This window comes from Anabaena sp. WFMT (genome assembly GCF_051781005.1).
Classification (GTDB): domain Bacteria; phylum Cyanobacteriota; class Cyanobacteriia; order Cyanobacteriales; family Nostocaceae; genus Anabaena.
In genome coordinates this window covers 1-1195 of sequence record NZ_JBPWOA010000048.1, presented here as the reverse complement: position 1 = coordinate 1195, position 1195 = coordinate 1, and the positions used below count along the sequence as shown (strand labels likewise).

Genomic DNA, 1195 nt, shown 5'->3' with positions numbered 1-1195 from the left:
GGAGCATCTCAAGTTTGTTAGAACAGATGAACTAGCAGGTAGGGGTAAAAATCAGCGAAAATAAAGGAAGAAATCAATCCCCCACTCAATCATGGAACCAGCTAATCAGAAAAAACTCCAGGAGCATCTCAAAGCCATAGCAGGAATTCTATATCAAGAAGCAAAAACTGAAGAATTAGAGAGTTTAGCAGGAATTGAAAAAACAATTAGAGCGCAGACTTTAGAATATATTACGCCAGAATTAGGGGTTTTTTTCTCAAAGAAGCAACAGGAACTTCATCGGGAAGAGTAAGAATAATAAAAAGCATTCTTGGAGAATTGCCAGTCAGTGAAAAACAAGCACGAAAGTTAAAACTAGAAAACAATCAAAAAATAAGTCCTTATTTAGAGCAATGTTGCTTGAGAGCAAGTGCAAATGTATCCTATGAAAATGCAGCACAAGATATTTATAAATATACTGGGATGTCGATTTCTGCTAGTACACAACAAAGAATCGTTCAGCGTTATGAGTTTCCCGAAATAGGAGACGAAAAAGAAATAGAAGAAATTAGCGTGGACGGTGGAAAGGTAAGGCTTAGGACTGAACAAAAAGGAGAATCATGCCTCTGGAAAGACTATAAAGCTATTTGCATTAACCAAGGAATAAAAGTAGCTAGATTGGGTGAAAATGAATCTTTAATCGATTGGGTAAATCAACAACATTTGGCAGATCCATTAACCTGTTTAGGTGATGGACATCCGGGAATTTGGAAGATAATTCGACAATTTAATTGTCCAGGGGAAAGACGGGAGATTTTAGATTGGTTTCATCTTGTTGAAAATCTACATAAAGTAGGTGGTTCTCTCAAGCGACTCAAAGCTGCGGAAACTTTTCTTTGGCTAGGAAAAGTTGATGAAACTCTCGCTCTCATATCTCCACTTCAATCTAAAAAAGCTCAAAATTTCTGTCAGTATTTGGAAACTCATCGCCATCGAATTGTCAATTATGATTATTATCAAACCGAGGGTATTTGTTCTATTGGTTCTGGTGCCGTCGAGTCTACTATCAAACAGATAGATCGCCGATTAAAAATCTCTGGCGCACAATGGAATGAATCGAATGTCTCTCAAGTCCTCAAGCATCGCTGTGCTTATCTCAACGCCAAGCTTTAGAGCCTGTTTAGTTCTTTTGTTCTAACAAAGTTGATATGCTCCC

Annotated in this window: 1 protein-coding gene; it reads left to right on the top strand. The window is 37.7% G+C overall.

All coding sequences use genetic code 11. The features are described 5' to 3' along the window. Window positions 1-91 precede the first annotated feature (91 nt). A protein-coding gene (locus tag ACSQ6I_RS24670) for an ISKra4 family transposase (RefSeq protein WP_438892032.1) occupies window positions 92-1152 on the top strand; the annotation gives its coding sequence in 2 pieces (ribosomal slippage) (window positions 92-248 and window positions 248-1152; 1062 coding nt in all). Window positions 1153-1195: the final 43 nt, after the last annotated feature.